The organism is Citrobacter sp. Cpo109 (assembly GCF_030332565.1).
GTDB lineage: Bacteria > Pseudomonadota > Gammaproteobacteria > Enterobacterales > Enterobacteriaceae > Citrobacter > Citrobacter portucalensis.
Window position 1 is genome coordinate 117481 of record NZ_JAOWHQ010000042.1, and the last position, 19745, is coordinate 137225.

Consider the following 19745-nt stretch of genomic DNA (forward strand, 5'->3'; position numbering starts at 1 on the left):
AAAGCCCCTTTGTTTTAACCCACTTCTGGTAGTAATCCTGCTGCAATAGAAAACTGTACTGCTATCACCACAATGCCGCACAAAAATACCAGCGCCAGCGCCGGAGCACCGCCTGCTACGCGGTAGTTGGCCTGCGGATTATGTTTTCTGCTCTGCCAGGCCAGCATCGAGGGAATGAGCAGCGCCAGCACCGCCAGGGCAACGCCCGCATACCCTAATGCCATGACAAAACCACGCGGATAGAACAGCGCGAATGCCAGCGGCGGCAGGAAGGTCACCGCGCCGGTTTGCATTCTTCCCGCTACGGTATTGCGGCGCTGGAAGAGGTCGGCCAGGTAGTCAAATAATCCCAATGCAACGCCGAGGAAAGAGGTCGCCAGCGCGAGGTCAGCAAACAGATGCACCGCCAGTTCGACGTGCGGCGAAGCCACGACTTCACGCAATGCCTGCAATAAGCCGTTTAAGCCTGCGTGATTGGCTAAAAGCCCCATGAATGTTGTCGAGTTAATGCTACCAAGCGTCGCCAGTTGCCAGAAGATATAGGCGACCAGAGGAATAGCGCTACCCGTAATAAACACCCAACGCAGTTTACGGATGTTACCGTTCATATAGCTGACGATACTGGGAACACTGCCGTGAAAACCGAACGAGGTGAAGATGACCGGGATTGCGGAGAGCGCCAACCCCTGTTGCAGCGGTAGCGTAAGCAGGTTCACTTTATGAATATGCGGCATTAACAGAGCCAGCATCGCCACCAGGAAGATTATCTTGGCACTGAATAGCAGACGGTTGAACAGATCGACCAGCGAGGTCCCCACGCAAACCACGCCACCGGCAACAAAGGTGAACAGCAGTACGCCTGTCGTCGGAGATATATTTGTTCCAGTCCAGTCGCTGATGCTGGAGGCCAGCAGTTCACCTGCACCACTGATGTACGCCGCCGTCAGGGCATACATTAAAAACATCATGCTAAATCCCGTTACCCATTGTCCGTAACGACCAAGATAACGTTTTGCCAGTGTACCCAGCCCGGTGTCAGCCGGGACATGTTGATACACTTCAAGCAGCAACAGCGCGGTGTAGCACATCAACGCCCAAAGACTGATTAACAATACCAGCGTGACGCTAAACCCCACGCCTGCCGCAGCCAGCGGCATTGCCAACATACCGGCACCAATCGTGGTTCCCGCCACGATAAAAATACTACCCAGGGTTCTGTTTTTCACGCTTTCCTCTGTCCCAGAGATAATCAATGGTTATATCTGCGGCGCAGATTAAGGCAAAACGCTATTTTCGTCAAATCACCGTTACAATGGCTGTACATTAACGTTTACGATGCTTTGACCATTAAGATGTATAACAAATGACATTTATCTGCTGATAAACCTGCGTTAGCGCAAAGCGGCGCCGTGCGGTTCACATTAGGCTACGGACTTTATTAAGGAGGTAATATGGAATCTATTCACGGTCACGAAGTGCTCAACATGATGATTGAATCTGGCGAGCAGTATTCAAATGCCAGCCTTGAAGCGGCGATTACGGCACGTTTCGGCGAGCAGGCGCGTTTTCACACTTGTTCTGCGGCGGATATGACAGCAGGCGAGTTGGTGGCGTTTTTAGCGGCGAAGGGAAAGTTTATTGCAAAAGAAGACGGCTTCTCTACGCACGAAAGCAAGATCTGCCGTCACTGATTTCAAGGGGTAATGATGGCGGGCTGCCATCATTACCCTAAAATATTAATTCTGTGTATCAAGCGTAGCCAGTTCTTTGTCGATGAAATAAAGACCTTCGCCACTTTTTCCTGCCAGCGACAGCTTATCAATAACAGATTTAAATAATTTCTCTTCTTCATGCTGCTCGGCAACATACCATTGCAGGAAATTAAAGGTTGGATAATCCTGGTGGGTCATTGCCGCGTGTGCCAGCTCATTAATTTTCTGGGTGATTAACTGCTCGTGTTCGTAAGTAACACGGAACAGTTCATCCAGAGACGCATATTCAGCAAAGGGTGAAGAAACGGTATTAATACGCGGCAAACTGCCGGTATCGGTCAGGTAGTCGAACAGACGCTGCATGTGCGTCATCTCTTCCTGAGCGTGACGGCGCAAAAATGCGGCGGCACCTTCGAAGCTGTGATAGCTGCACCACGCGCTCATCTGTTGGTAGAGCAGAGATGAATATAATTCAAGATTCATTTGCTCATTCAGTTGGTTGATCATTTCTGTTTTCAGCATGGTTCTGCTCCACAAACGTTATTATATATTGACGTGGCGCCACTATAATTTGTTATTTAATTATTTGCAAAAGGTAAAATAATAAATTTATTTATTAAAAATGCGAATGGGAATAAAACGCATTAACGATATTAAACGGAGGATATAAATAATAAAGTGGTAAAAGACCAGCAAAAATGAGCTGGTCGGAAATATTAATAATTGAAAGAAGGTGATTGGGGCACCGCGACACCATGACACTGCCAGGCGAGTGTAATTTTGGTATTTAAGCACAGAGAGCCAGCATACACGCTACAGGTTGACACCGGCTGACCAAACGCTTCTGCGCTGGCATAGCCCAGGCGCTGACACTCTTTGGTGGCTGTCCCTTGGGTAACGTAGTCATCGGTACGTGCTGTTTGTAACATGGCCTGATTATAAGTGAGGCGAACCACACCAGTGATGGCGCTGGCTTCGCTGACCTGTGCCTGTTTTGTGATTGTGCATCCTGTCAGCATGAGCGGCAAAAGCGCCAGGATAAAAGTCTTCATGAGATCGCTCTGAAAGTTCGAAGATACACTATCATGGCATACAGAGACCCTCATCAATGGCTTGAATAGCCCGAAGATCACCTGCGATTAATCACAACGAGGTCATTTGTTTGCGGCAATTCTGAACTGTTCAGACAGGAATGTGAGCGCAACTTTGTTTTTTAAAACAAAATTTCATTAAATTTGAAAGTGAGATTGCAAAATAGTAATGTGGCTGAATGTTATGACTTTCAGCGGGCTACCGCAGCGCATTCAGGAGAGTACAGAATGAAAATTGCATTGATGATGGAAAACAGCCAGGCAAGCAAAAACGCCATCATCCATAACGAGCTTAAGGCCGTTGCGGATGAGAAAGGTTTTCCGGTCTATAACGTTGGGATGAGCGACGAAAATGATCATCATCTGACCTACATCCATTTAGGAATTATGGCCAGCATCCTGCTTAATTCCAAAGCTGTAGACTTTGTTGTTACAGGTTGCGGTACGGGCCAGGGGGCAATGATGTCACTGAATATCCATCCGGGTGTGGTGTGTGGTTATTGCCTCGATCCTGCAGATGCGTTCTTGTTCTCTCAGATTAACAACGGCAACGCGCTTTCTCTGGCATTCGCCAAAGGTTTTGGCTGGGGTGCTGAGCTGAATGTGCGCTATATGTTTGAAAAAGCGTTCACCGGGCGTAACGGTGAAGGCTACCCACCGGAGCGTAAAGAGCCGCAGGTGCGTAACGCCGGTATTCTGAATCAGGTGAAAGCGGCTGTGGTAAAAGAAAATTATCTGGACACGCTGCGCGCGATCGATCCTGAACTGGTGAAAACCGCTGTATCAGGCCCGCGCTTCCAGCAGTGCTTCTTTGAAAACTGCCAGGACAAAGCAATCGAAGCGTTTGTACGCGAGGTGATTGGCTAAATCCTGTTGGCCCGGCGGCGTTCACCCTCCGGGCTACCTGTTCTTGTTCGATACTGCGCTTCCTGCATCATGGGTGAGCCGCAGCGTATCCACCATACCTACCAGACAAATAATGGCAATAGCGACAAAGGCCAGCCGGAAACTGATCCCCGGAACATTGCCCAATGCCAGCTTTTCACTGACCACATCGCCAATGCGGATGCCAATAGCGGCTAAAGAAATGCCCAACCCCACCGCTAATTGTGTCGCCGTACTGAACAGCGTATTAGCGTAGCTCATTTGTGCCGCGGGGACGTCAGCGAAGGCAAGTGTGCTGACGCCGGTAAACTGAATTGAGCGGAACACGCCGCCCAGATACAACACCAGCAAAATAACCCACACGGGGGTCTGTGGCGTAATTAATGCACAGGCCAGCAGCGCCAGAACGTTAAGTGCACCGTTAATCAACAGCAGTTTCTTAAAGCCCAGCCAGCGTATCAACGGTGTGGTGGCAGGTTTAATCGTCAGATTGCCGACAAATACCGCCAGTACCAGCGAACCCGCGTGAAAAGCGTTCATGCCAAAACCTACCTGAAACATTAACGGCAGCAGAAACGGTACGGCGCTGATAGAGGCACGAAACAGCGATCCGCCATACATGGTGACGCGAAAAGTAGGGACGTTCATGGCATCAAGGCGAATCATTGGCCAGGCGGTGCGATGAAAATGATGCAGTGCAAACAGAAAGGTCACTGTTCCTAGCGCCAAAAGTCCGGCGGTCAGCCAGCCCTGAGGCTGTTGGGTTCCCAGTAACTCCATGGCATACACCAGGCTCACCATCGCAACAGAGGTTGCGATAAATCCCGTTATATCAAATGGGCGGCGCTCGTCGTCATGAATATCCGGAATAAAACGTAGCGCCAGCGCAATCGCCAGTATTCCGAGCGGTACATTAATGAAAAAGATCCAGCGCCAGTTGGCATAGCTGGTAATGAATCCGCCAAGGGGAGGGCCAATGATGGGTGCGACTAACGCGGGCCAGGTCAGGGTCGCAATAGCGGTGATCAACTGATGTTTAGGCGTGGTTCGTAATACCGCGAGTCGGCCAACCGGAACCATTAGCGCACCACCTATACCCTGTAAGATTCGCATGGCGACAAAGCTCTCAAGGCTTTCGGACAAACCGCATAAAACCGAGGCGAGAGTAAATATCGCCAGTGCAAGGGTAAACACCTTTCGGGCGCCGAAGCGATCCGCAATCCAGCCGCTGGCGGGGATCAGTACCGCGAGGGTGATCAGATAGGCGCTGATACCTATGTTTAGGTCAACTGCCTGCACGCCAAAACTTTTCGCCATGTCGGGCAGTGCGGTGGCAATCACCGTGCCGTCAATAAACTCCATAAAGAAAGCCCCGGCAACCAGTAATGCCGCCGGGGATAGACCGCGTTTGTTCTCAACCGCAAAATGTTCACTCATGTTGTGCTTGCCATCTCAAAAGAAACTGACTGGAACTATTTTTATTTTCAGCGCATTCGGAAGGCATGCGCGGCTATCGTTTCGTTCGTTGAATGGGTACTATGACGACCTTTCTATAAGGAGCTCACTATGTCCCAAACACTGAATGCCGATCAGGAACTGCTCTCGGACGTTGTTGCCTGTCAGCTGGTTATCAAGCAGATTCTGGATGTTCTTGATGTTATTGCCCCAGTAGAAGTTCGGGATAAAATGTCCAGCCAGCTGAAAAGCATCGACTTTTCCAGCCATCCTGCAGGTGCCGATCCGGTCACTATGCGCGCAATACAAAAAGCGGTTGCCTTGATCGAGTTGAAATTCACGCCGCAGAATGAATCTCACTAAAATAAACCGTTGTTTCAGGTTTTAGAAAGGTTTTTTTGCGCCTCGCAGAATGAGAGGCGTGAGCGTAGAGAAAATTAAGCACCAGCCGGATAAGGTGCGTCGCATCGTTATCCGGCATTAACACGATGAAAATTGAAGATTAGTGATGTTGATAGTTCACGACGTTCAGCAGGTGCTTATCGGTTTGCGCCATGCACAGTCCCGCACGTTTAGCGCTGCGGACTTCATCAAGAATCGTCTGTAACAGCACGCCATCCTGCTGCTGCTCTTTTTCCAGATCGTGAAGAAAATCAATGGTTGTTGCATCATTCAAGGCTTCTGCTTCATTGGTTAAGCGTGATAGCTTGCTGTAGCGCTGTTGGTATTCATCCAGCGTTTTCTGGAACAGTTCTTCAAGGGAAGTTAGTTCATCACCCGGAACATCAATAGCCTTGACGATAGGGTTAGCCCCGGCACTTTTCATAAAATTAAACATACGCATCATTTGAGTCACGTTACCTTGCGCCTGGGTGCGTAGAAAGGTTGCGGTGCCAGTCAGGCTGTGTTCGTAGCACCATTCACTAAGATGCAGGTAAAGATTCGATGCGTAGAACTCGAGGTTCATTTGTGTGTTGAGTTTATGAACAATTCCAACTGCAGCCATATCAATATCCTTATTTCCAGAAAGGGGGATGTACGTTACTAACGTAAGTGCAACGGGCTGCCGCTACACGTCACCACTACGTACAATTAAAACTGTTAGCAGAATAAATCCGTTCCGCCGGTCCTTTAGTGATCACGAATTATATTCGCTCCCGATCGAGATTCAGCATAACTCCAGTCCCGACATAAGAAAATCCTTAAATCTGCGTATTTATGATTTTTTACATATTGTCATAGCAATATTAGTGATTTTTCCGCTTGTGTATATAAATGATGTGAATATAACAGATTGATATTTATGGGATTAAAGTAAAATATTGATAATGAAATGATGTTTCATATCACGAAATGGAATTTCACAATCAGGTATTGTCTGTCGCCAGATGATTATCTGGTCTTCGGATGAAGAAATTTCACCATTGACCCGCGTCGGTGAACGCTATCTGCTGGCTAATTTTTTGCGCCAGATCAGTTTTGTGGAAATTAATAAAGTTAAGCGCCTGAATGATTCGGCATTTATTGTTTGGTGTATTTGGAAAAATCGAGGAGTGTGTATGAAAAAGGTTGCCGTGCTACTGGCACCTGGTTTTGAAGAGGCGGAAGCCATTGTTACCATTGATATTCTGCGCCGCCTGCAGATCGAAGTTGAAACACTGGCCTGCGCCGAGTCCCGTGCGGTGGTGAGCTACCATGACGTGCCGATGGTGACGGACAGCACGCTGGCTGCGCGTCAGACGGATCTTTATGATGCCGTTGTGTTACCCGGCGGGCCGCAGGGCAGTGTTAACCTTGCCGCCAGTGAGGCTGTCACCCAGTTTATCGCTCGCCATGACGATGCAGGAAAACTCATTTGCCCGGTGTGTTCTGCGGCGGCGCGTGTGCTGGGCGGCAACGGCCTGCTGAAGGGGCGCCGCTATGTGTGTTCGGGAGATCTGTGGCAAAACGTCGCGGATGGAGAATATATTGATGCGCCGGTTGTTGAAGATGGCAACCTTATTAGCGGCAAAGGGTTAGGGCATATTTTCGATTTTGCTTTCACGCTTTCAGCGCGTCTGCTGGAAGATGACATTCCGGTTCGCGATCATGCTGACCACATTTATTACAGATGGTAATCATTGTGCTCCCGAATGCTTCGGTATTCGGGAACAAGGATTCGTTGGCTGATGTTATGGACTAATCTGCTATCCCTCTTTTTTCCCGTCGACAAAACCGCGTTTTTTTATGTCATTTCCCGCTGAATTTATGTACGCAATTACTGTAATTCTGTGGTGTGATGCCGCTCTCTTATGGAGAATCAATTTCCCGCTAAAAATACTCTCAGCACTGGCATTGATCTTATCAATAAAAGGTAATGCCTTGTTTTACGTCCGAATTACAAAAAATCGTCTGATTTTACCCTACATAAAAGAACGTTAAAGCTGGAGTTAACCATGCACAAATTCACTAAAGCGCTGGCTGCCATCGGTCTGGCTGCCATTATGTCACAATCCGCTATCGCTGAATCCATGAAGCTCGGTTTCCTGGTCAAACAGCCGGAAGAACCGTGGTTCCAGACTGAATGGAAATTTGCCGATAAAGCCGGTAAAGACCTTGGTTTTGAGGTGATTAAAATTGCCGTTCCGGATGGTGAGAAAACCCTTAACGCCATCGACAGCCTGGCTGCAAGTGGAGCAAAAGGGTTTGTGATTTGCACGCCAGATCCAAAACTGGGACCAGCCATTATGGCTAAGGCGCGTGGCTACGATATGAAAGTTATTGCCGTCGACGACCAGTTTGCCAACGCTAAAGGTAAGCCGATGGATACCGTGCCGCTGGTGATGATGGCGGCAACCAAAATTGGTGAACGCCAGGGCCAGGAGCTGTACAAGGAGATGCAAAAACGCGGTTGGGATGTGAAATCCACCGCCGTAATGGCCATTACCGCCAACGAACTGGATACCGCACGTCGTCGTACTTCTGGTTCAATGGAAGCGCTTAAAGCCGCAGGCTTCCCGGAAAAACAGATTTACCAGGTCCCAACAAAATCGAATGACATCCCCGGCGCATTTGACGCCGCCAACTCCATGCTGGTTCAGCATCCTGAAGTCAAAAACTGGCTGATTGTCGGCATGAACGACAACACCGTGTTGGGTGGCGTACGTGCTACCGAAGGGCAGGGCTTCAAAGCACCAAACGTGATTGGTATCGGGATCAACGGCGTTGACGCGGTTAGCGAGCTGTCTAAAGGCGAAGCGACCGGGTTCTACGGTTCACTGCTGCCAAGCCCGGACGTGCACGGCTATAAATCCAGTGAAATGCTCTACAACTGGGTAACGAAAGGTGCAGAGCCACCGGCATTCACTGAAGTGACGGATGTGGTGCTGATTACCCGCGATAACTTCAAAGAAGAGCTGGCGAAGAAAGGCTTAGGCGGTAAGTAACAGAAATGCTGCGATGTTGTAGGCCGGATAAGGCGAAGCCGCCATCCGGCGCAATGCCCGGTGGCGCTGTGTTTACCGGGCCTACGTCCGGCGGTTTTCCAGGCCGGTAAAATCCTGACTCACGGAGACGTTATGCAACAGTCTACCCCGTATCTCTCATTTCGCGGCATTGGCAAAACGTTCCCGGGCGTTAAGGCGCTGACGGATATCAGTTTCGACTGCTATGCCGGACAGGTGCATGCGCTGATGGGCGAAAATGGCGCCGGGAAATCAACACTCTTAAAAATTCTCAGCGGTAACTATGCGCCAACAACGGGATCTCTGACGATCCGCGGACAGGAAGTTTCGTTCGCGGATACCACTGCCGCACTCAACGCCGGTGTCGCCATTATTTATCAGGAACTGCATCTCGTCCCGGAAATGACCGTTGCCGAGAATATTTACTTAGGGCAGTTACCACACAAAGGCGGGATTGTGAACCGCTCGCTGCTGAACTATGAAGCAGGAATCCAGCTGAAGCATCTGGGGATGGATATTGATCCCGATACCCCACTGAAATACCTCTCCATTGGCCAGTGGCAGATGGTGGAGATTGCAAAAGCGCTGGCTCGAAACGCCAAAATTATCGCCTTTGATGAACCAACCAGCTCCCTGTCGGCTCGCGAGATTGAGAATCTGTTTCGCGTTATCCGTGAGCTGCGCAACGAAGGACGTATCATTCTGTACGTTTCGCACCGTATGGAGGAGATTTTTGCTCTCAGCGATGCCATCACCGTGTTTAAAGATGGTCATTACGTCAAAACGTTCTCGGACATGCAGCAGGTCGATCACGATGCGCTGGTGCAGGCGATGGTCGGGCGTGACCTCGGGGATATCTATGGCTGGAAATCCAGACCGTATGGCACAGAGCGTCTGCGGCTGCATGAAGTCAAAGCTCCAGGCGTGCGTACGCCAATCAGCTTATCTGTGCGAAGCGGTGAAATTGTCGGGCTGTTTGGCCTGGTGGGGGCCGGACGTAGCGAATTAATGAAAGGGCTATTCGGCGGTACGCGTATCACGGCGGGCCAGGTATTTATTGATGAACAGCCTATCGATATCCGTAAACCAAGCCATGCCATTGAAGCGGGTATGATGCTGTGCCCGGAGGATCGCAAAGCCGAAGGGATCATTCCGGTCCATTCAGTGCGCAACAACATCAACATTAGTGCACGGCGTAAGCATGTTCTGGGGGGATGCGTGATCAACAACGGCTGGGAAGAGACCAATGCCGATCACCATATTCGTTCACTCAACATCAAAACGCCGGGTGCAGAGCAACTGATCATGAACCTCTCCGGCGGGAATCAACAGAAGGCTATCCTCGGTCGTTGGTTATCGGAAGAGATGAAGGTGATTTTGTTGGATGAGCCGACACGCGGCATTGATGTGGGCGCCAAGCATGAAATTTATAACGTGATTTATGCCCTCGCGGCGCGCGGTGTGGCCGTATTGTTTGCTTCCAGTGACCTGCCAGAAGTGCTCGGTGTCGCCGACCGTATTGTGGTGATGAGAGAAGGCGAAATTGCCGGTGAGTTACTTCATGAACAGGCGGATGAGCGCCAGGCGTTGAGCCTTGCTATGCCTAAAGTCAGCCAGGCTGTAGCCTGAATAAGGAGAGTATGATGTCTTCCGTTTCTACATCGGGTTCAGGTGCTGCGAAGTCGGCGCTAAATCTGGGCCGCATTTGGGATCAATACGGCATGCTGGTGGTGTTCGCCGTGCTGTTCCTGGTTTGTTCCCTCTTTGTGCCAAACTTTGCCACCTTCATCAATATGAAGGGACTGGGGCTGGCAGTATCGATGTCGGGCATGGTCGCATGTGGGATGCTGTTTTGTCTGGCATCCGGTGATTTCGACTTGTCTGTCGCATCTGTGATTGCCTGTGCTGGTGTTACCACTGCCGTAGTCATTAACATGACCGAAAGTCTGTGGATTGGTGTGGCTGCCGGGCTGCTGCTCGGTATTCTGTGTGGCCTGGTGAATGGGTTCGTGATTGCGCGGTTAAAAATTAACGCCCTGATCACGACTCTTGCGACGATGCAGATTGTACGTGGTCTGGCCTACATTATCTCCGACGGTAAGGCTGTCGGGATTGAAGACGAGCGTTTCTTCACACTCGGCTATGCTAACTGGTTTGGTCTGCCGGCGCCTATCTGGATCACGGTCGTTTGTTTCATTGTCTTTGGCTTACTGCTGAACAAAACCACGTTTGGGCGTAATACCCTGGCCATTGGGGGCAATGAAGAGGCGGCGCGCCTGGCTGGGGTTCCGGTTGTTCGCACCAAGATTATTATCTTTATTCTTTCCGGTCTGGTATCCGCCATTGCCGGGATTATCCTCGCATCGCGTATGACCAGCGGCCAGCCAATGACCTCAATCGGTTATGAGTTGATCGTTATTTCGGCCTGCGTGTTAGGGGGCGTTTCGCTTAAAGGCGGCATCGGAAAAATCTCATATGTGGTGGCCGGGGTGCTGATCCTGGGTACAGTTGAGAATGCGATGAACCTGCTGAATATCTCTCCGTTCGCGCAGTATGTGGTACGTGGCCTCATCCTGCTGGCGGCGGTGATCTTCGACCGTTATAAGCAAAAAGCGAAGCGTACCGTTTGATGATTTAAACCCCAACTTTTTAGTCTAGCTTCTGCCCGTCGCCAGCCGCTACCCGGCTGGCGATTGTTTTTTCAAATGGCGAGCATGGTCACACTGTCTATACTTATATCCGTCATACATCATCTATATGCCGCGATCCGCGTGGCGTTCTGACCATGATGAGGAGGATAACCGGGTGACAGCATCACTGACTTTACCCCCTGAACAATCTGCAAACTGTGCTTACTTTTTTGATCTCGATGGGACACTTGCTGAGATTAAACCCTTTCCCAACCAGGTCGTTGTCCCGAAGACAATCCTGCAATGTCTACATCAGTTAGCGACGCAGAATGCGGATGCGCTGGCATTGATTTCAGGGCGCTCAATGGTTGAGCTTGACGCACTCACTACTCCGTTTCGTTTTCCGCTTGCCGGAGTACATGGGGCAGAACGCCGTGACATCAATGGTCAGACGCACATAGTAAACCTGCCTGAAGGTATCGAACGTGAAGCCGGGGCGTTATTACACGCAGCGTTGGTGACGTTACCGGGGGTAACACTTGAAACCAAAGGCATGGCCTTCGCGTTGCATTATCGCCAGGCACCCGAACACGAAGCGGCGCTGGTTACCCTGGCTGAAGGCATCACGCGCAGATGGCCGCAGCTTGCTCTGCAGCACGGAAAATGTGTCGTGGAAATAAAGCCTAAGGGCAGCAATAAAGGCGACGCGATAGCTGCATTTATGCAGGAAGCGCCTTTTGCTGGCCGGATCCCTGTGTTTTTCGGTGATGATCTGACAGATGAAACAGGGTTTGCTGTAGTTAACCGCGCTGGCGGTATTTCCGTGAAGGTGGGGATCGGGCCGACGCAGGCGACATGGCGTCTGGATGGCGTCAGGGATGTCTGGCGCTGGCTGGAGAAAATTAACTCTTCGCAGCAAGAACCGAAAGCAACGAATAACAGAAGAGGTGGCTATGAGTCGTTTAGTCGTAGTATCTAATCGTATCGCCTCACCAGATGACAAAGGGAGCGCGGGTGGGCTCGCGGTCGGTGTACTGGGCGCGTTAAAAGCTGCTGGTGGTTTATGGTTTGGCTGGAGTGGTGATACAGGTAATGAGGATAAACCGTTAAAAAAGGTCACGCGTGGCAATATCACCTGGGCCTCGTTTAATTTGAGTGAGCAAGATTACGAAGAGTATTACTGCCAGTTTTCAAATGCGGTTTTATGGCCCGCGTTTCACTATCGACTGGATTTAGTTCAGTTTCAGCGCTCTGCCTGGGAAGGCTACCAACGGGTTAATGCCTTATTGGTGGATAAACTTCTGCCGTTGCTTGGCGATGACGACATTATTTGGGTTCATGATTACCATCTGTTGCCGTTTGCCTGCGAGTTACGTAAGCGCGGCGTGCGTAATCGCATCGGTTTTTTCCTGCATATTCCGTTTCCGACGCCGGAAATTTTTAATGCGCTCCCTCCACATCTGGCGCTGCTTGAGCAAATGTGTGATTTTGATTTGCTTGGTTTCCAGACCGAAAACGATCGCCAGGCTTTTCTGGACTGTCTCGCAGCCCAGACTCGGGTGACCACGCATAAAGATAAGCAGCACCTGGCATGGGGAAAAGCGTTTCGCACTCAGGTCTATCCCATCGGTATTGAACCGGATGAGATTGCTCGACAGGCGTCCGGTCCGCTGCCACCAAAACTGGCACAGCTAAAAGCGGAGCTTAAAAATGTGCAGAATATTTTCTCCGTGGAGCGTCTGGATTACTCCAAAGGCTTGCCGGAGCGCTTTCAGGCCTATGAGGCCTTACTGGAACATTATCCGCAGCACCACGGTAAAATTCGCTATACGCAGATAGCACCGACCTCGCGTGAAGAGGTGCAGGCCTATCAGGATATTCGCCACCAACTGGAAACAGAGGCGGGGCGAATCAACGGCAAATATGGGCAACTGGGCTGGACGCCGCTTTACTATCTGAACCAGTATTTTGATCGTAAATTGCTGATGAAGATCTTCCGCTACTCGGATGTAGGGTTGGTGACCCCGTTGCGCGATGGTATGAACCTGGTGGCGAAAGAGTTTGTGGCCGCACAGGATCCTGCTAACCCTGGCGTGCTGGTTTTATCGCAATTTGCCGGGGCGGCGAACGAGCTAACCTCCGCGCTTATTGTTAATCCTTATGATCGGGATGAAGTGGCAGGCGCATTAAACCAGGCGCTGACGATGCCACTTACCGAACGTATCTCGCGCCACGCTGAAATGCTTGAGACTATCGTCAAAAACGATATCGACAACTGGCAGGCGACGTTCATTTGCGATCTTAAAACGGTCACGCCGCGTCGGAGTCAATGCCAACTGCCAGACAATATCTCTTCCTGTTCTAAACTCGCATGAAGTCGTGGCACTGTGGATTAATCTCCAGCTAGCGGAACCAGAAGAACGTCCACCTGGCTGGTATGAATCACGCTTTTCGCTGAACAGGCAGCGCGCGAAAAAAAACTGTGGTTATGGTTGCCGTAAATGACCAGATCAACGGCGTGTTTGCGGCATACATCCAGGATATGTTCATTCAGAGCCCCATAGGTAATAAAGGTATGTTCAATGGGGTATTCTGCTTCTTTGCTAAGTTTGTCGATAAAATCCTGAGTCTCTTCCTGCATGACTTCACGCAGGTCTTCCAGCATAGGGGCAGCAAACTGGTTATACAGTTCGGGGTCTGAGACCAGTGTAATCAGGCTAATTCGGGCGTTGACAGGGCGAGCGATAGAAACCGCCTTGTCTAACAACTGCTGACTTTCAGGGGTGGCGGCAACAGCAACAAGAATGTGCGAATAGCTCATAACTCGCTCCTTTTTTTCAAGAATTATGAGAGGGCTTTTCAGCTTTACTCAGCTTACTCCATACTGCAACGTTTCCTTCCTTCATAGTGTGAATGTCATCATGATTATTCATTAATTATTCTTATAAATAGAATAATCGATTCATATTAGTTGCAGATATGTTCAAGTTACTTAAGTGAAACCCACTGCTAATGAAAACAATGTGTTAATAGAAATTAAACATATATTAACATTTGCAAGGTCGTCACATCGCGGTATTAATTAATCACTCTAAATATTTAACTTATTGTTTATAAAGAATTTAATTAAAAAAGTTTTTTGAGTTAAATATGTGATCCAGCTCGCTATTTCACGGCGTGATATTAACGGATGTGAACAAAATACTATTCGCTTTTATTGCAAGAATATTCGTACATCAGGAATTGAAATGGATGATGGCAGAGTAAAAAATAAGCAAAGTAAAAGCTACGCTGATGGATTTATGTTAAGTGTTTGGCTGGTTTATGTGATCTTGATCACATATTCTTTAAATTCGCAGCATAGCTCCGTTGTATGTGTAACTGACGGCGGGTAGAGTTGCGTCGAATTAGGAAAAATCTTAGACATTTGTAAGAATTGATGTGAGCTTGTAAGGGACGCTGCCTTCTTAAAAGGGAATGTTTAGACAACGCGTAAGTGTCGTCACGCTGCTATGTATTTGACCTTTTGCTTTTTTTTACCGGGCCTTCCCGGCGACATCACGGGGTGCGGTTTTACCGCATGAAAACAATGTTGGTTATTATGGATGCAAATAATGCATACATCCGAGTTGCTGAAACACATTTATGACATCAATTTGTCATATTTATTGCTTGCACAGCGTTTGATCGTTCAGGACAAAGCATCTGCGATGTTTCGCCTTGGTATCAGCGAGGAAATGGCGGACACGTTGGCAACATTAACACTTCCTCAAATGGTCAAACTGGCCGAAACAAACCAACTGGTATGTCATTTCCGTTTCGACGATCACCAGACTGTTACTCGCCTGACGCAAGACTCCCGCGTTGACGATCTTCAGCAAATTCATACTGGTATCATGCTTTCAACACGCCTGTTAAGCGACATCGATGATGCAGCACGTAAGAAAAGGGCTTGATGATGAGCGAAAAAAGCATTGTTCAGGAAGCGCGTGATATCCAGTTGGCAATGGAATTAATCACATTGGGCGCCCGTTTGCAAATGCTGGAAAGCGAAACGCAATTAAGCCGTGGTCGATTAATCAAGCTGTACAAAGAATTACGCGGTAGTCCTCCGCCAAAAGGGATGCTCCCGTTTTCCACCGACTGGTTTATGACGTGGGAACAAAATATTCATGCGTCGATGTTTTGCAATGCATGGCAATTCCTGCTCAAAACGGGTCTCTGTAGCGGCGTGGATGCCGTGATCAAGGCGTATCGGTTATATCTTGAGCAGTGTCCGCAGCCTGAAGAAGGGCCACTGCTGGCGTTAACCCGCGCGTGGACGCTGGTGCGATTTGTCGACAGCGGATTGCTGGAGTTGTCTCAATGCAATTGCTGCGGTGGGAATTTTATCACCCACGCACACCAACCCGCAGGCAGCTTTGCCTGTAGTTTATGCCAACCGCCATCACGGGCCGTAAAAAGACGTAAACTTTCCCAGAATGCTGCCGATATTATTCCACAACTGCTGGATGAACAGATCGAACAGGCTGTTTAACTGATACGGTGTGGATGAACACTCCAGCAGCGGTAAGCAATTACCGCTGCTTTTTTTTGTCCTGACCTTACGTTAATTGCCCGACTGCGCATCCTGTCATAGTCAATTGCGAAAGGATGATGTCGTGCTTATCTTATTAGGTTACCTGGTTGTTATTGGTACAGTTTTCGGCGGTTACATGATGACCGGCGGACACCTTGGGGCACTCTATCAACCGGCTGAGCTGGTGATTATCGGTGGTGCGGGTATTGGGGCATTCATCGTCGGCAATAACGGGAAAGCCATCAAAGGGACGATGAAAGCGATCCCGTTGCTTTTCCGTCGTTCGAAATACACCAAAGCGATGTATATGGATCTGCTGGCGCTCTTGTATCGCCTGATGGCCAAGTCGCGTCAACAGGGCATGTTCTCGCTTGAGCGCGACATCGAAAACCCAAAAGAAAGTGAAATCTTCGCCAGCTATCCGCGCATTCTTGCGGATGCTGTAATGCTTGATTTTATTGTCGATTATCTGCGCCTGATCATCAGCGGCAACATGAATACGTTTGAAATTGAAGCGCTGATGGACGAAGAAATTGAGACTCATGAGAGTGAGGCTGAAGTCCCGGCGAATAGTCTGGCGATGGTCGGCGACTCACTACCGGCATTCGGGATCGTCGCGGCCGTTATGGGGGTTGTGCATGCGCTGGCTTCTGCCGATCGCCCGGCAGCAGAGCTGGGTGCGTTGATTGCGCATGCGATGGTGGGAACATTCCTCGGTATTTTGCTGGCCTATGGATTTATTTCTCCGCTTGCCAGCGTTCTGCGACAGAAAAGCGCTGAAACAACCAAAATGATGCAGTGCGTGAAGATAACGCTGCTCTCCAATCTGAATGGTTACGCGCCGCCGATTGCCGTTGAATTTGGTCGTAAAACACTGTACTCCAGCGAACGTCCTTCGTTTATCGAACTGGAAGAACATGTTCGTGCGGTGAGAAATCCAACTGCGCAACAGACGACCGAGGACGCATGAAAAATCAGGCCCATCCCATTATCGTTGTAAAGCGACGCAAGCATAAGAATCACGGTGGTGGGGCGCATGGCTCGTGGAAAATCGCCTACGCCGATTTTATGACCGCGATGATGGCCTTCTTTCTGGTGATGTGGCTCATTTCTATTTCCAGCCCTAAAGAATTGATCCAGATTGCCGAATATTTCCGTACACCGCTGGCCACCGCAGTGACCGGGGGAAATCGTATTTCGAATAGCCAAAGCCCGATTCCAGGCGGCGGGGATGATTACACCCAGCAGCAGGGCGAGGTGAACAAACAGCCGAATATTGATGACCTGAGAAAACGTATGGAACAGAGCCGCTTGAGCAAACTTCGCGGCGATCTCGATCAACTGATTGAATCCGATCCCAAACTGCGAGCGCTGCGTCCGCATTTAAAGATTGATTTAGTTCAGGAAGGGCTGCGGATACAGATTATCGACAGTCAGAATCGTCCGATGTTTAAGACCGGTAGCGCTGAAGTTGAGCCGTACATGCGCGATATCCTGCGCGCGATTGCACCAGTGCTCAACGGGATCCCTAACCGGATCAGCCTTTCCGGTCACACGGATGATTACCCTTACGCGAATGGTGAGAAAGGGTACAGCAACTGGGAATTGTCTGCCGATCGCGCAAATGCATCGCGTCGCGAGCTGGTTAGCGGCGGTCTGGATGATGGAAAAGTATTACGTGTGGTAGGTATGGCCGCCACGATGCGTCTGAGCGATCGCGGTCCTGAAGACGCTATCAACCGCCGTATTAGCCTGCTGGTTCTCAATAAGCAGGCAGAAGAGGCCATTTTGCATGAAAACGCTGAAAGCCAGAATGAGCCGGTAAGTGTCTTACAACGGCCAGCGGAACTCCCGCCGGTAAGCGTTCCCACATCGCCACCAGCCAATCCGAGGTGATAGCGTGAGCATGGATATTAGCGATTTTTATCAGACATTTTTTGATGAAGCTGACGAACTGTTGGCTGATATGGAGCAACACCTGCTTGATTTGGTTCCTGAAGCCCCGGATTCCGAACAGCTGAATGCCATTTTTCGTGCAGCGCACTCGATTAAAGGCGGGGCGGGCACCTTCGGCTTTACCATTTTGCAGGAAACGACCCATCTGATGGAAAACCTGCTGGATGAAGCGCGGCGTGGCGAGATGCAGCTCAATGCCGACATTATCAACCTGTTTTTGGAAACGAAAGATATTATGCAGGAACAGCTCGACGCCTATAAAAGCTCAGTGGAGCCTGATGCCGACAGTTTTGAGTATATCTGCCAGGCGTTACGGCAGTTAGCGCTCGAAGCGAAAGGTGAAACCGCACCGGCAGTTGTCAACCCAGCAAAACTTAGCGTTGTTGACAGCGCCGCGATGCAGGAAGAGGCGGTTGCAAAGCCTGAACCCGCCAGTGAAGAGAGCAAAAAACGCATTACTCTCTCGCGCCTGAAAGCCAGCGAAGTGGATTTACTGGAAGAGGAACTGGGGAATCTGGCGACCTTAACCGATGTGGTAAAAGGAAGCGACACGTTATCAGCAACGCTTGATGGCAACCTCGCAGAAGATGACATCATCGCGGTGCTTTGCTTTGTCATTGAAGCCGACCAAATTGAATTCGAAACCGTCAGCGCAGAGCCTGTGGCAGCTGAAGCTGATGAGGTGGCTGTTGTCACTGAGCCGCAGCCGGTTGCTGTGGCACCTGCGGTGAAAGCTACCGCCAGTGAAGCACCACATAGCCGCGCGGAACGTGAAAAACCCGCCCGCGCCAGCGAGTCGACCAGTATCCGCGTAGCAGTTGAAAAGGTTGATCAGCTTATTAACCTGGTTGGCGAGTTGGTGATCACGCAGTCGATGCTGGCCCAGCGCTCTAACGAACTGGATCCTGTCAATCACGGCGATCTCATCACCAGTATGGGTCAGTTACAACGTAACGCCCGAGATTTGCAAGAGTCGGTGATGTCGATTCGTATGATGCCAATGGAGTACGTGTTCAGCCGTTTCCCTCGTCTGGTGCGCGATCTGGCCGGTAAGCTGGGTAAACAGGTCGAGCTGACGCAGGTTGGTAGCTCAACCGAACTCGATAAGAGCCTGATTGAACGCATCATCGATCCGTTGACGCACCTGGTGCGTAACAGCCTCGACCATGGTATCGAATTGCCGGAAAAACGCCTTGAATCCGGCAAAAGCCCAATCGGCAATCTGACGCTTTCCGCGGAGCATCAGGGCGGGAATATTTGTATTGAAGTGACCGATGATGGCGCTGGCCTGAACCGCGAACGTATCCTGGCTAAAGCTGTCTCTCAGGGCATGCCGATCCACGAAAACATGAGCGATGACGAAGTGGGTATGCTGATCTTCGCTCCAGGCTTTTCGACCGCCGAACAGGTGACGGATGTTTCCGGACGCGGCGTGGGTATGGATGTGGTGAAGCGAAATATCCAGGAGATGGGCGGCCATGTTGAGATCCAGTCTAAACAGGGACAGGGGACCACTATTCGCATTCTGCTGCCGCTGACGCTGGCGATCCTCGACGGGATGTCCGTGCGTGTGGCCGATGAGGTCTTCATTCTGCCACTGAATGCCGTTATGGAATCGCTGCAACCGCGCGAAGAAGATCTCCATCCGCTGGCCGGAGGAGAGCGCGTTCTGGAAGTGCGTGGCGAATATTTACCGCTGGTTGAGTTGTGGAAAGTCTTTGAGGTTGAAGGCGCTAAAACTGAAGCGACTCAGGGCATAGTGGTCATTTTACAAAGTGCAGGGCGTCGCTATGCGCTGCTGGTGGATCAGTTAATTGGTCAACACCAGGTGGTGGTCAAAAACCTGGAAAGCAACTACCGCAAAGTGCCAGGTATTTCTGCTGCAACGATCCTCGGCGACGGCAGCGTCGCGCTGATTGTCGATGTCTCTGCATTGCAGGGGTTAAACCGCGAACAACGTGTGGCGATCACAGCCGCCTGATTGAGTGAGAAGG

20 protein-coding genes are annotated in these 19745 nt (G+C 50.1%); 14 read left to right on the forward strand and 6 right to left on the reverse strand.

The window, feature by feature from the left end; translation table 11 throughout:
• Nucleotides 1-14: 14 nt before the first annotated feature.
• Nucleotides 15-1226: a tyrosine transporter TyrP gene (gene tyrP, locus OGY71_RS01955; protein WP_063940420.1), complete on the reverse strand. Its 1212-nt coding sequence runs from the start codon at nucleotides 1224-1226 to the stop codon at nucleotides 15-17.
• A gap of 225 nt (nucleotides 1227-1451) precedes the next feature.
• On the opposite strand from tyrP, the gene OGY71_RS01960 reads away from it, so the two are divergent.
• The gene (locus OGY71_RS01960; protein WP_003034586.1) at nucleotides 1452-1691 is read left to right on the forward strand and encodes a YecH family metal-binding protein; all 240 of its coding nucleotides are present in this window, start codon (nucleotides 1452-1454) and stop codon (nucleotides 1689-1691) included.
• 45 nt (nucleotides 1692-1736) lie between these two features.
• Here OGY71_RS01960 and ftnA read toward each other — a convergent pair whose 3' ends face one another.
• Together ftnA and yecR are read right to left on the reverse strand one after the other, a co-directional pair.
• Nucleotides 1737-2234 (reverse strand): non-heme ferritin, encoded by a 498-nt coding sequence (gene ftnA / locus OGY71_RS01965; protein WP_003833905.1) that lies wholly within the window; start codon nucleotides 2232-2234, stop codon nucleotides 1737-1739.
• Between the two features lie 194 nt (nucleotides 2235-2428).
• A complete protein-coding gene (yecR, locus tag OGY71_RS01970; protein WP_008785081.1) occupies nucleotides 2429-2764 on the reverse strand; it encodes a YecR family lipoprotein in 336 nt (111 codons plus the stop codon).
• Between the two features lie 267 nt (nucleotides 2765-3031).
• Between yecR and OGY71_RS01975 the strand changes: the two genes are divergently transcribed.
• Nucleotides 3032-3670, forward strand: coding sequence for an RpiB/LacA/LacB family sugar-phosphate isomerase (locus OGY71_RS01975; RefSeq protein WP_003034591.1), 639 nt, complete (start codon nucleotides 3032-3034; stop codon nucleotides 3668-3670).
• Nucleotides 3671-3703: 33 nt separating this feature from the next.
• Here OGY71_RS01975 and OGY71_RS01980 read toward each other — a convergent pair whose 3' ends face one another.
• Nucleotides 3704-5125, reverse strand: coding sequence for an MFS transporter (locus OGY71_RS01980; protein WP_003833901.1), 1422 nt, complete (start codon nucleotides 5123-5125; stop codon nucleotides 3704-3706).
• A gap of 129 nt (nucleotides 5126-5254) precedes the next feature.
• Here OGY71_RS01980 and OGY71_RS01985 point away from each other — a divergent pair, with 129 nt between their 5' ends.
• Nucleotides 5255-5506 carry a DUF2766 family protein gene (locus OGY71_RS01985; protein WP_286612734.1) on the forward strand — a complete coding sequence of 84 codons (252 nt, stop codon included), beginning with the start codon at nucleotides 5255-5257 and terminating at the stop codon, nucleotides 5504-5506.
• Nucleotides 5507-5645: 139 nt separating this feature from the next.
• On the opposite strand, the gene OGY71_RS01990 is transcribed toward OGY71_RS01985, so the two are convergent.
• Nucleotides 5646-6149 carry a non-heme ferritin-like protein gene (locus tag OGY71_RS01990; RefSeq protein ID WP_003034597.1) on the reverse strand — a complete coding sequence of 168 codons (504 nt, stop codon included), beginning with the start codon at nucleotides 6147-6149 and terminating at the stop codon, nucleotides 5646-5648.
• Nucleotides 6150-6702: 553 nt separating this feature from the next.
• On the opposite strand from OGY71_RS01990, the gene OGY71_RS01995 reads away from it, so the two are divergent.
• The 6 genes from OGY71_RS01995 (at nucleotide 6703) to otsA (ending at nucleotide 13591) form a co-directional block, all read left to right on the forward strand.
• Nucleotides 6703-7260 carry a DJ-1/PfpI family protein gene (locus OGY71_RS01995; protein ID WP_003833898.1) on the forward strand — a complete coding sequence of 186 codons (558 nt, stop codon included), beginning with the start codon at nucleotides 6703-6705 and terminating at the stop codon, nucleotides 7258-7260.
• 318 nt (nucleotides 7261-7578) lie between these two features.
• Entirely contained in the window at nucleotides 7579-8568 is a 990-nt protein-coding gene (locus tag OGY71_RS02000) for an arabinose ABC transporter substrate-binding protein (protein WP_003833897.1), read from the forward strand.
• Between the two features lie 132 nt (nucleotides 8569-8700).
• Complete coding sequence (gene araG, locus OGY71_RS02005; protein WP_126317812.1) at nucleotides 8701-10215, forward strand: arabinose ABC transporter ATP-binding protein AraG; 1515 nt, start codon at nucleotides 8701-8703, stop codon at nucleotides 10213-10215.
• Between the two features lie 14 nt (nucleotides 10216-10229).
• A complete protein-coding gene (gene araH / locus OGY71_RS02010; protein WP_003034609.1) occupies nucleotides 10230-11216 on the forward strand; it encodes an L-arabinose ABC transporter permease AraH in 987 nt (328 codons plus the stop codon).
• A 127-nt stretch (nucleotides 11217-11343) separates the two neighbouring features.
• A complete protein-coding gene (otsB, locus tag OGY71_RS02015; protein WP_267965259.1) occupies nucleotides 11344-12195 on the forward strand; it encodes a trehalose-phosphatase in 852 nt (283 codons plus the stop codon).
• Nucleotides 12170-13591, forward strand: a complete 1422-nt coding sequence (gene otsA, locus OGY71_RS02020; protein WP_032943805.1) for an alpha,alpha-trehalose-phosphate synthase — start codon at nucleotides 12170-12172, stop codon at nucleotides 13589-13591. The genes otsB and otsA overlap by 26 nt, the downstream gene beginning before the upstream one ends.
• A 17-nt stretch (nucleotides 13592-13608) precedes the next feature.
• Here the strand turns inward: otsA and uspC are convergent, their stop codons facing one another.
• On the reverse strand, nucleotides 13609-14037 hold the full coding sequence (uspC, locus tag OGY71_RS02025; RefSeq protein ID WP_063940887.1) for a universal stress protein UspC: 429 nt from the start codon (nucleotides 14035-14037) through the stop codon (nucleotides 13609-13611).
• 793 nt (nucleotides 14038-14830) lie between these two features.
• On the opposite strand from uspC, the gene flhD reads away from it, so the two are divergent.
• The 5 genes from flhD to cheA all read left to right on the forward strand — a co-directional run bounded on the left by flhD (nucleotide 14831) and on the right by cheA (nucleotide 19732).
• Nucleotides 14831-15172 (forward strand): flagellar transcriptional regulator FlhD, encoded by a 342-nt coding sequence (gene flhD, locus OGY71_RS02030; protein WP_003034622.1) that lies wholly within the window; start codon nucleotides 14831-14833, stop codon nucleotides 15170-15172.
• A complete protein-coding gene (gene flhC, locus OGY71_RS02035) occupies nucleotides 15169-15753 on the forward strand; it encodes a flagellar transcriptional regulator FlhC (RefSeq protein WP_008785071.1) in 585 nt (194 codons plus the stop codon). Before flhD ends, flhC begins: the two co-directional genes overlap by 4 nt.
• 124 nt (nucleotides 15754-15877) lie before the next feature.
• Nucleotides 15878-16765, forward strand: a complete 888-nt coding sequence (motA, locus tag OGY71_RS02040) for a flagellar motor stator protein MotA (RefSeq protein ID WP_003034628.1) — start codon at nucleotides 15878-15880, stop codon at nucleotides 16763-16765.
• Nucleotides 16762-17691 (forward strand): flagellar motor protein MotB, encoded by a 930-nt coding sequence (motB, locus tag OGY71_RS02045; RefSeq protein ID WP_003034631.1) that lies wholly within the window; start codon nucleotides 16762-16764, stop codon nucleotides 17689-17691. The genes motA and motB overlap by 4 nt, the downstream gene beginning before the upstream one ends.
• Before the next feature lie 4 nt (nucleotides 17692-17695).
• Complete coding sequence (cheA, locus tag OGY71_RS02050; RefSeq protein WP_193134121.1) at nucleotides 17696-19732, forward strand: chemotaxis protein CheA; 2037 nt, start codon at nucleotides 17696-17698, stop codon at nucleotides 19730-19732.
• Nucleotides 19733-19745 lie beyond the last annotated feature (13 nt).

Bases quoted from the DNA above. Each gene is read 5' to 3' on its own strand.
- araG (WP_126317812.1), top strand. From the start codon at position 8,701: ATGCAACAGTCTACCCCGTATCTCTCATTTCGCGGCATTGGCAAAACG.
- ftnA (WP_003833905.1), bottom strand. From the start codon at position 2,234: ATGCTGAAAACAGAAATGATCAACCAACTGAATGAGCAAATGAATCTT.
- OGY71_RS01995 (WP_003833898.1), top strand. From the start codon at position 6,703: ATGAAAAAGGTTGCCGTGCTACTGGCACCTGGTTTTGAAGAGGCGGAA.
- OGY71_RS01980 (WP_003833901.1), bottom strand. From the start codon at position 5,125: ATGAGTGAACATTTTGCGGTTGAGAACAAACGCGGTCTATCCCCGGCG.
- motB (WP_003034631.1), top strand. From the start codon at position 16,762: ATGAAAAATCAGGCCCATCCCATTATCGTTGTAAAGCGACGCAAGCAT.
- otsB (WP_267965259.1), top strand. From the start codon at position 11,344: ATGCCGCGATCCGCGTGGCGTTCTGACCATGATGAGGAGGATAACCGG.
- OGY71_RS01960 (WP_003034586.1), top strand. From the start codon at position 1,452: ATGGAATCTATTCACGGTCACGAAGTGCTCAACATGATGATTGAATCT.
- OGY71_RS01985 (WP_286612734.1), top strand. From the start codon at position 5,255: ATGTCCCAAACACTGAATGCCGATCAGGAACTGCTCTCGGACGTTGTT.
- OGY71_RS01990 (WP_003034597.1), bottom strand. From the start codon at position 6,149: ATGGCTGCAGTTGGAATTGTTCATAAACTCAACACACAAATGAACCTC.
- flhD (WP_003034622.1), top strand. From the start codon at position 14,831: ATGCATACATCCGAGTTGCTGAAACACATTTATGACATCAATTTGTCA.
- OGY71_RS01975 (WP_003034591.1), top strand. From the start codon at position 3,032: ATGAAAATTGCATTGATGATGGAAAACAGCCAGGCAAGCAAAAACGCC.
- OGY71_RS02000 (WP_003833897.1), top strand. From the start codon at position 7,579: ATGCACAAATTCACTAAAGCGCTGGCTGCCATCGGTCTGGCTGCCATT.
- otsA (WP_032943805.1), top strand. From the start codon at position 12,170: ATGAGTCGTTTAGTCGTAGTATCTAATCGTATCGCCTCACCAGATGAC.
- yecR (WP_008785081.1), bottom strand. From the start codon at position 2,764: ATGAAGACTTTTATCCTGGCGCTTTTGCCGCTCATGCTGACAGGATGC.
- araH (WP_003034609.1), top strand. From the start codon at position 10,230: ATGTCTTCCGTTTCTACATCGGGTTCAGGTGCTGCGAAGTCGGCGCTA.
- uspC (WP_063940887.1), bottom strand. From the start codon at position 14,037: ATGAGCTATTCGCACATTCTTGTTGCTGTTGCCGCCACCCCTGAAAGT.